Here is a 7,674-nt window from a genome sequence, read left to right as displayed (position 1 = left end):
GGTTGCGCATGACGATGCGGCGTTCGTCGTCGGTCAGGCCTTCGGGGTTTTTCCACAGGGCGATGTCGGCGGTCATGTTGACCTCTTGCGGCATCCAGTGGTTGGCGCAGCCGTCGAGGTACTTCTGCCAGGCCCAGTCGTACTTGAACGGCACGAGTTGGTTGAGGTCGGCGCGGCAGTTGATCATGCGCTTTTCGTCAACGGCGACGCGGGCGGAGGCGCCTTCGAGTTCGGCGAGGCCTTCGGCGACGTCGAGTTTGTCCAGCGCAGCCTTGGCGCGGACGATGGCGGCGGAGTCGTTGGCGGTCACGTTACGGGCTTCCAGCGCAGCCGCGGCGCCCGCACCGTCGAGGCGGTCCATGTTGGCTTCGGTGGCGTGGCCGGCGTTGGCGCCTTTGGTGGCTACTTCGCCTTCTTCTTCTTTGTCGAATTCGTCCCAGCTCAGCATGACGTGTCGTCTCCTGCGTGAGGGCTCAAAGGTGCCCGTGTGAAACCGGATGGTTGGGTGTTCACACGGCCCTGAGGCCGCGGTGGATCTTAAGGAATCGTTTGTTGCAGCTAGCGCACGCATTAAACGGAATAGGCTTACGGGTGCTCTGCGTGAGGCTTGAGGTGCGGAGCGGTGGTTGCTTGCTCCTGCGGGATGCCTCAGGTCTGGCTCTTCATCCCTGTGTAAAGGGATATTGCAGGCCCGATTTACCCGCGCATTGTAGGGGAAAAAAACCGGTTTGTGTTGAGGCGGATGGTCACGGAGAGCGGCCAGAATGGCGTGTTTTTCGGCCAGAGTGCGGGTTTACAAGGCTTTGCCGGGGTTGGATTTTTTTGACGGGCGGTGGGATGTTTTTTGTGGGGGGAGGAGCGGCGTGGTGCGTCAGGCTTTTATAGGTGCGGTGTGGCAGCTAGCGCTATCGGGGGCAAGCCCCCTCCCACATTTGGGCGGGGTCGGTGCTTTGCCGCAAGAACGATTTCTTGCGGCGAATACGTTCAAACTAACCAAGTGATTAACCGTTAGAACAACCATTGCCCATCACGTGGTAATTAAGAATATGCCGCTGGCCCTGCGAGTCTTCATATTCCATCTTCACCGGTACAACTTCGCACACTTCCGGAATACTGCTCATGGACAGTACTTTTGCCACGTCCAGATGGGTGCTGTAAGTGTAGTCTTCAACGATCGGAGGGTTGCTGCCAGCTACGTCAGTCGGGGCTTCGTCGGCCAGGGCGGCGGTGGCGCACAAGCTGCTGAGGGCCATAACTACTAAAGCTTTCATTTCTCTATTTACCTTCTTCAGGACGAAAGGGGTCACGGGGCCCTTGTGAGGCCACGTGTGTAACTCAAGAGTTGGGAAGTTCGGATTAACGTTGCCTTCGTGGGGGCTGTTGCGTTGTTAATCACTGCTGTATTTAACTAAAGTGCCGTGTTGGCGGAAGTGATTTTAGGCTCCCGGGTTATATTCATATACCCGTGCTTTTGATAAACACTATTGGCGGTTTTTGTAACAATCCGGTGGTAAAGCTTTTTTCACAAAGCCGCAAAGCGCCACAGCCCGCGGGCCAGAGCCGCAAACGGAGATATCAGGGCAATTTGTAGGGGCTTGTTACTACCATCGTCGAATGGTTCTATAGGGCTGCCCCGGCTACAACAGGGCCATACAAAAACAACTATGTCACCGAGGTAAGAAAGATGAGTGCGGCTTCCCTGTACCCCGTTCGCCCCGAAGTAGCAGCCAACACGCTGACCGACGAGGCGACCTACAAGGCCATGTACCAGCAGTCGGTGGTCAACCCCGATGGTTTCTGGCGCGAGCAAGCCAAGCGTCTTGACTGGATCAAGCCTTTCACCACGGTGAAGCAGACCTCTTTCGACGATCACCACGTCGACATCAAGTGGTTCGCCGATGGCACCCTGAACGTTTCCTACAACTGCCTGGACCGTCACCTCGCCGAGCGTGGCGACCAGATCGCGATCATCTGGGAGGGCGACGACCCTGCCGAGAGCCGCAACATCACTTACCGCGAGCTGCACGAAGAAGTCTGCAAGTTCGCCAACGCCCTGCGTGGCCAGGATGTGCACCGTGGCGACGTGGTGACTATCTATATGCCGATGATTCCCGAAGCCGTGGTGGCCATGCTGGCCTGTACCCGCATCGGTGCGATTCACTCCGTGGTGTTTGGCGGTTTCTCGCCGGAGGCCCTGGCCGGTCGCATCATCGACTGTAAGTCGAAGGTGGTGATCACTGCTGACGAGGGCATCCGTGCCGGTAAGAAGATTCCGCTGAAGGCCAACGTCGACGACGCCCTGACCAACCCGGAAACCAGCAGCATCCAGAAGGTCATCGTGTGCAAGCGCACCAATGGCCAGATCAAGTGGAACCAGCATCGCGATATCTGGTACGAAGACCTGATGAAAGTGGCGGGCACCGTGTGTGCGCCCAAAGAGATGGGCGCCGAAGAAGCGCTGTTCATCCTCTACACCTCCGGTTCCACCGGCAAGCCCAAGGGCGTGCAGCACACCACCGGCGGCTACCTGTTGTACGCCGGCCTGACCCACGAGCGCGTGTTCGACTACCGCCCGGGCGAAATCTACTGGTGCACCGCCGACGTCGGCTGGGTCACCGGCCACACTTATATTGTCTACGGCCCGCTGTCCAACGGCGCGACCACCGTGCTGTTCGAGGGCGTGCCGAACTACCCGGACATCACCCGGGTGGCGAAGATCGTCGACAAGCACAAGGTCAACATCCTCTACACCGCCCCAACCGCGATCCGCGCCATGATGGCCTCCGGCACCGCTGCCTGTGAAGGCGCCGATGGCAGCAGCCTGCGCCTGCTCGGTTCGGTGGGCGAGCCGATCAACCCGGAAGCCTGGGACTGGTACTACAAGAATGTCGGCCAATCGCGTTGCCCGATTGTTGATACCTGGTGGCAGACCGAAACCGGCGGCAACATGATGAGCCCGCTGCCGGGGGCCCATGCGCTCAAGCCGGGTTCGGCGGCACGGCCGTTCTTCGGCGTGGTGCCGGCATTGGTGGACAACCTCGGCAACCTGATCGAAGGCGCGGCCGAAGGCAACCTGGTGATCCTCGATTCGTGGCCAGGCCAGGCGCGTACCCTGTACGGCGACCATGACCGCTTTGTCGACACCTATTTCAAGACCTTCCGTGGCATGTACTTCACCGGTGACGGTGCGCGCCGTGACGAGGACGGTTACTACTGGATTACCGGCCGTGTGGACGACGTGTTGAACGTGTCCGGCCACCGCATGGGCACTGCCGAGATCGAAAGTGCCATGGTTGCTCACCCCAAAGTCGCCGAAGCGGCGGTGGTGGGTGTGCCGCACGACATCAAGGGGCAGGGCATCTATGTGTATGTCACCCTCAAAAATGGTGAAGAACCGAACGAAGCGCTGCGCCTGGAGCTGAAAAACTGGGTACGCAAGGAAATCGGGCCGATTGCTTCGCCGGACGTGATCCAGTGGGCGCCGGGCTTGCCGAAGACCCGTTCGGGGAAAATCATGCGGCGCATCCTGCGCAAGATTGCCACGGCTGAGTACGACGGGCTGGGGGATATCTCCACGCTGGCGGACCCGGGTGTGGTGGCGCATCTGATCGAGACCCACAAGACCATGAACGTCGCGTAAGGCGGGATAGTCGGATAAAGCCCCACCCGGTGTAAGCCGGGTGGGGCTTTTTTGTGGGATCTTGAAACCAATGGAGATCAAATGTGGGAGGGGGCTTGCCCCCGATGGCAGTGTGTCAGTAGACATATTTGGCGCTGATCCACCGCTATCGGTGGCAAGCCCCCTCCCACATGGGATCTGCGGCAGATCAATAAATATCGGTTTTTCGTGTAGGGCGTTTCTGAATGTTACCGCGAGCCCTGAATGTGTAACCTCGCGCCCAAACCTGAGGCAATGCGCTACGCCTCTGCCCCGAAAAACCCCATTCCAGACACCCCTGGAAATAAGATTAAACGCCAGACTTGCCGTGCCAGAAGGGTTTGCGAATAATAGGCCCGCAATTTGCAGCGTCTACAGGTTTAATGTCTTTTGTCTCTGCATAAAATCCAGAGGCTGTCAATGAGCTGGAACCGCTTTCTCGGTGCTTCTGTAAATTGTTGTCGCATTGAGGAAATATCGGCTTCCAGCCTGTCGTTAGAATGCCGATCACTCGCTCGTCGTCTCCGGTGTTGAATCGGTGTAAGACGCAGCACCGCTATTCGGTTTCCCTTACGCCGCATCGTGGGCCATGGCTCATACTGCTGTTTTGCCCTATACCGATGGAGTCCCAAGATGAAGAAACTCGTGCTGTTGGGCGCCCTGGCGCTGTCCGTGCTGTCCATGCAGGCTTTCGCTGATGAAAAGCCCCTGAAGATTGGTATCGAAGCGGCTTACCCTCCGTTTGCCTCGAAGGCGCCGGATGGCAGCATCGTCGGTTTTGACTACGACATCGGCAACGCCCTGTGCGCAGAGATGAAGGTCAAGTGCACCTGGGTCGAGCAGGAGTTCGACGGCCTGATCCCGGCGCTGAAAGTGCGCAAGATCGACGCGATCCTGTCGTCCATGTCCATCACTGAGGACCGCAAGAAGTCCGTGGACTTCACCACCCGCTACTACCTGACCCCGGCGCGCCTGGTGTTGAAGGAAGGCACTACCGTCAGCGACAGCCTGGATGAATTGAAGGGCAAGAAAATCGGTGTGCAGCGCGGTTCGATCCACGATCGTTTCGCCAAGGAAGTCCTGGCTCCGAAAGGCGCCACCGTGGTGCCTTACAGCTCGCAGAACGAAATCTACCTGGACGTGGAAGCCGGTCGCCTCGATGGCACCGTGGCTGACGCTACCCTGCTGCAGGACGGTTTCCTGAAAACCCCTGCTGGCAAAGGCTACGCGTTCGTGGGCCCGGCGTTCACCGACGTCAAGTACTTCGGCGACGGCGTCGGTATCGCGGTACGCAAGGGCGACAAGGAAAACCTGGACCGCATCAACGCAGCTATTGCCGCGATCCGTGCCAACGGTGAGTACAAGAAAATCCAGGACAAGTACTTCGACTTCGATATCTACGGCGCTGACGCCAAGTAACTTGTCGCAGCGGTCTGTCCCAAATGGCGCAAGCAACAGAATTCCTGCGGTTTGCGCCATTTTTTCATCCCCCTTTTCGAGGACCTGAATCATGTTGAAAGGCTACGGGGCCGTCATCCTCGATGGCGCATGGTTGACGCTTCAGCTCGCCTTGTCGTCCATGGCCTTGGCCATTGTTCTGGGTCTGATCGGGGTCGCGTTACGCCTGTCGCCGGTGCGCTGGTTGGCTTGGCTGGGTGACTTGTACTCCACGGTGATCCGTGGGATCCCCGACCTGGTGCTGATCCTGCTGATTTTCTACGGCGGTCAGGACCTGCTCAACCGCGTCGCGCCGATGCTGGGCTACGACGACTATATCGACTTGAACCCCTTGGCCGCCGGTATCGGCACCCTGGGTTTCATCTTTGGCGCCTACCTGTCGGAAACCTTCCGTGGCGCCTTCATGGCCATTCCCAAGGGCCAGGCCGAGGCCGGCCTGGCGTATGGCATGAGCAGCTTCCAGGTGTTCTTCCGGGTGATGGTGCCGCAGATGATCCGGCTGGCAATCCCCGGGTTCACCAACAACTGGCTGGTTCTCACCAAGGCCACTGCGCTGATTTCGGTGGTGGGCCTGCAAGACATGATGTTCAAGGCCAAGCAGGCGGCAGACGCCACCCGCGAGCCTTTTACCTTCTTCCTCGCGGTGGCGGCGATGTACCTGGTGATCACCAGCGTGTCGTTGCTGGCCCTGCGTCATCTTGAGAAGCGCTACTCGGTAGGCGTAAGGGCGGCTGATCTATGATCTTCGACTACAACGTCATCTGGGAGGCCATGCCGCTGTACCTCGGCGGCCTGGTGACCACCCTCAAACTGCTCGCCATCTCGCTGTTCTTCGGCCTGCTCGCCGCCGTGCCCCTGGGCCTGATGCGCGTGTCCAAGCAGCCGATCGTCAATGGTGCGGCCTGGCTCTATACCTACGTGATTCGCGGCACGCCGATGCTGGTGCAGCTGTTCTTGATCTACTACGGCCTGGCCCAGTTTGACGCCGTGCGCGAAAGCTTCCTGTGGCCGCTGCTGTCCAGCGCCACCTTCTGCGCGTGCCTGGCCTTCGCGATCAACACCAGCGCCTACACCGCCGAGATCATTGCCGGCAGCCTCAAGGCCACGCCCAATGGCGAAATCGAAGCGGCCAAGGCCATGGGCATGTCGCGCTACAAGCTGTACCGCCGCATCCTGCTGCCGTCGGCCCTGCGCCGTGCGCTGCCGCAGTATAGCAACGAAGTGATCATGATGCTGCAGACCACCAGCCTGGCCTCCATCGTCACCCTGATCGACATCACCGGCGCAGCGCGCACGGTGAACGCGCAGTTCTACTTGCCGTTCGAGGCCTATATCACCGCAGGCGTGTTCTACCTGTGCCTGACCTTCATCCTGGTGCGCCTGTTCAAGTTGGCCGAGCGCCGCTGGCTGAGCTACCTGGCGCCACGGAAGCACTGATATGCAACGTATCGATCACCGGTTGCCCTGGGGTCACCTGGGCTGCGAGCGCCAACTGAGCGTGTTCCGTTTCGGCAAGGGCGAGCGCAAGGCCTATATCCAGGCCAGCCTGCACGCCGACGAATTGCCCGGCATGCGCGCCGCGTGGGAGCTGAAAAAGCGCCTCGTCGAACTGGAACAGCAAGGTGCGCTCAATGGCGTGATCGAGCTGGTGCCAGTCGCCAACCCGATGGGCCTGGGCCAACTGCTGCAAGGCAGCCACCAGGGGCGTTTCGAGGTGGGCAGTGGCAAGAACTTCAACCGTGATTTTGTCGAGTTGAGCGAGCCGGTTGCCGCGTTGCTCGAAGGCAAGCTGGGTGATGACCCCCACGCCAATGTGCTTTTGATCCGTCAAGCGATGAGCGATGTACTCCGCGCGTTGCCCGAGCCAAGCAGCCAGTTGCAAGGCATGCAGCGCATCTTGCTGAGCCACGCCTGCACCGCTGATGTGGTGCTGGATCTGCATTGCGATGCCGAAGCCGCACTGCACATGTATGCACTGCCGCAGCACTGGCCGCAGTGGCGTTCGCTGTCGGCGCATTTGAATGTGAAGGTCGGCCTGCTGGCGGAAGACTCCGGCGGCAGTTCGTTCGATGAGGCCTGTTCGCTGCCGTGGTTGCGTTTGTCTCAGGCGTTTCCTGAGTCGCAAATCCCGTTGGCCTGCCTGGCGACTACGCTGGAGCTGGGCGGTCAGGCCGATACCGGGCGTGACGAGGCGATCTTTCACGCCGAAGGTATTCTCGCGTTCCTCGCTGAGCAGGGCTTGATCAAGGGGGAGTGGCCCGCGCCACAGTTCGAGCCCTGTGAAGGCCTGCCGTTTGAAGGCACCGAATTGTTGTTCGCGCCCCATGCCGGGGTGATCAGTTACCTGCGTAAAGCCGGTGATGTGGTCGAAAAAGGCGAGCCGATTTTTGAAGTGATTGACCCCCTGGAAGACCGCGTCAGCACGATCTGCGCGGGCACCTCGGGGGTGCTGTTTGCCGTTGAACGGCTACGTTATGCCCAAGCGGGTTTCTGGCTGGCCAAGGTGGCGGGGCGCGAAGCGCTGCGTCACGGGCGCTTGCTCAACGACTGACCACCTG

The 7,674-nt window shown here is 59.8% G+C and carries 7 protein-coding genes; 5 read left to right on the top strand and 2 right to left on the bottom strand.

Translation table 11 applies throughout. From position 1 onward, the window contains the following. Both BMX59_RS28515 and BMX59_RS28505 read right to left on the bottom strand, forming a co-directional pair. On the bottom strand, positions 1 to 448 hold a 448-nt coding region (locus BMX59_RS28515), incomplete at its 3' end, for a ribonucleotide-diphosphate reductase subunit beta (RefSeq protein ID WP_175486724.1). Between the two features lie 553 nt (positions 449 to 1,001). Then, the gene (locus BMX59_RS28505) at positions 1,002 to 1,271 is read right to left on the bottom strand and encodes a DUF2790 domain-containing protein (protein WP_092242420.1); all 270 of its coding nucleotides are present in this window, start codon (positions 1,269 to 1,271) and stop codon (positions 1,002 to 1,004) included. A gap of 413 nt (positions 1,272 to 1,684) precedes the next feature. Here BMX59_RS28505 and acs point away from each other — a divergent pair, with 413 nt between their 5' ends. From acs to BMX59_RS28480, 5 genes are all read left to right on the top strand, one after another. Then, the gene (gene acs, locus BMX59_RS28500; RefSeq protein WP_078049889.1) at positions 1,685 to 3,640 is read left to right on the top strand and encodes an acetate--CoA ligase; all 1,956 of its coding nucleotides are present in this window, start codon (positions 1,685 to 1,687) and stop codon (positions 3,638 to 3,640) included. 651 nt (positions 3,641 to 4,291) lie between these two features. Further along, complete coding sequence (locus BMX59_RS28495) at positions 4,292 to 5,077, top strand: ABC transporter substrate-binding protein (RefSeq protein WP_092242426.1); 786 nt, start codon at positions 4,292 to 4,294, stop codon at positions 5,075 to 5,077. Positions 5,078 to 5,168: 91 nt separating this feature from the next. After that, positions 5,169 to 5,858 (top strand): ABC transporter permease, encoded by a 690-nt coding sequence (locus tag BMX59_RS28490; RefSeq protein WP_010208305.1) that lies wholly within the window; start codon positions 5,169 to 5,171, stop codon positions 5,856 to 5,858. Next, positions 5,855 to 6,553: an ABC transporter permease gene (locus BMX59_RS28485; RefSeq protein ID WP_092242429.1), complete on the top strand. Its 699-nt coding sequence runs from the start codon at positions 5,855 to 5,857 to the stop codon at positions 6,551 to 6,553. Before BMX59_RS28490 ends, BMX59_RS28485 begins: the two co-directional genes overlap by 4 nt. Before the next feature lies 1 nt (position 6,554). After that, entirely contained in the window at positions 6,555 to 7,667 is a 1,113-nt protein-coding gene (locus BMX59_RS28480) for a succinylglutamate desuccinylase/aspartoacylase family protein (protein WP_093128212.1), read from the top strand. The last annotated feature ends 7 nt before the right edge of the window (positions 7,668 to 7,674 follow it).

Origin of the sequence: Pseudomonas sp. NFR09, from assembly GCF_900111535.1 — a bacterium.
Taxonomy (GTDB): Bacteria; Pseudomonadota; Gammaproteobacteria; order Pseudomonadales; family Pseudomonadaceae; genus Aquipseudomonas; species Aquipseudomonas extremorientalis.
The sequence above is the reverse complement of the archived record's forward strand: the minus strand, read 5'-3'. Positions and strand labels throughout refer to the sequence as shown.

Excerpts from the sequence above, each read along its gene's own strand:
- BMX59_RS28505 (WP_092242420.1), bottom strand. The coding sequence starts at position 1,271 with ATGAAAGCTTTAGTAGTTATGGCCCTCAGCAGCTTGTGCGCCACCGCC.
- acs (WP_078049889.1), top strand. The coding sequence starts at position 1,685 with ATGAGTGCGGCTTCCCTGTACCCCGTTCGCCCCGAAGTAGCAGCCAAC.
- BMX59_RS28495 (WP_092242426.1), top strand. The coding sequence starts at position 4,292 with ATGAAGAAACTCGTGCTGTTGGGCGCCCTGGCGCTGTCCGTGCTGTCC.
- BMX59_RS28490 (WP_010208305.1), top strand. The coding sequence starts at position 5,169 with ATGTTGAAAGGCTACGGGGCCGTCATCCTCGATGGCGCATGGTTGACG.
- BMX59_RS28485 (WP_092242429.1), top strand. The coding sequence starts at position 5,855 with ATGATCTTCGACTACAACGTCATCTGGGAGGCCATGCCGCTGTACCTC.
- BMX59_RS28480 (WP_093128212.1), top strand. The coding sequence starts at position 6,555 with ATGCAACGTATCGATCACCGGTTGCCCTGGGGTCACCTGGGCTGCGAG.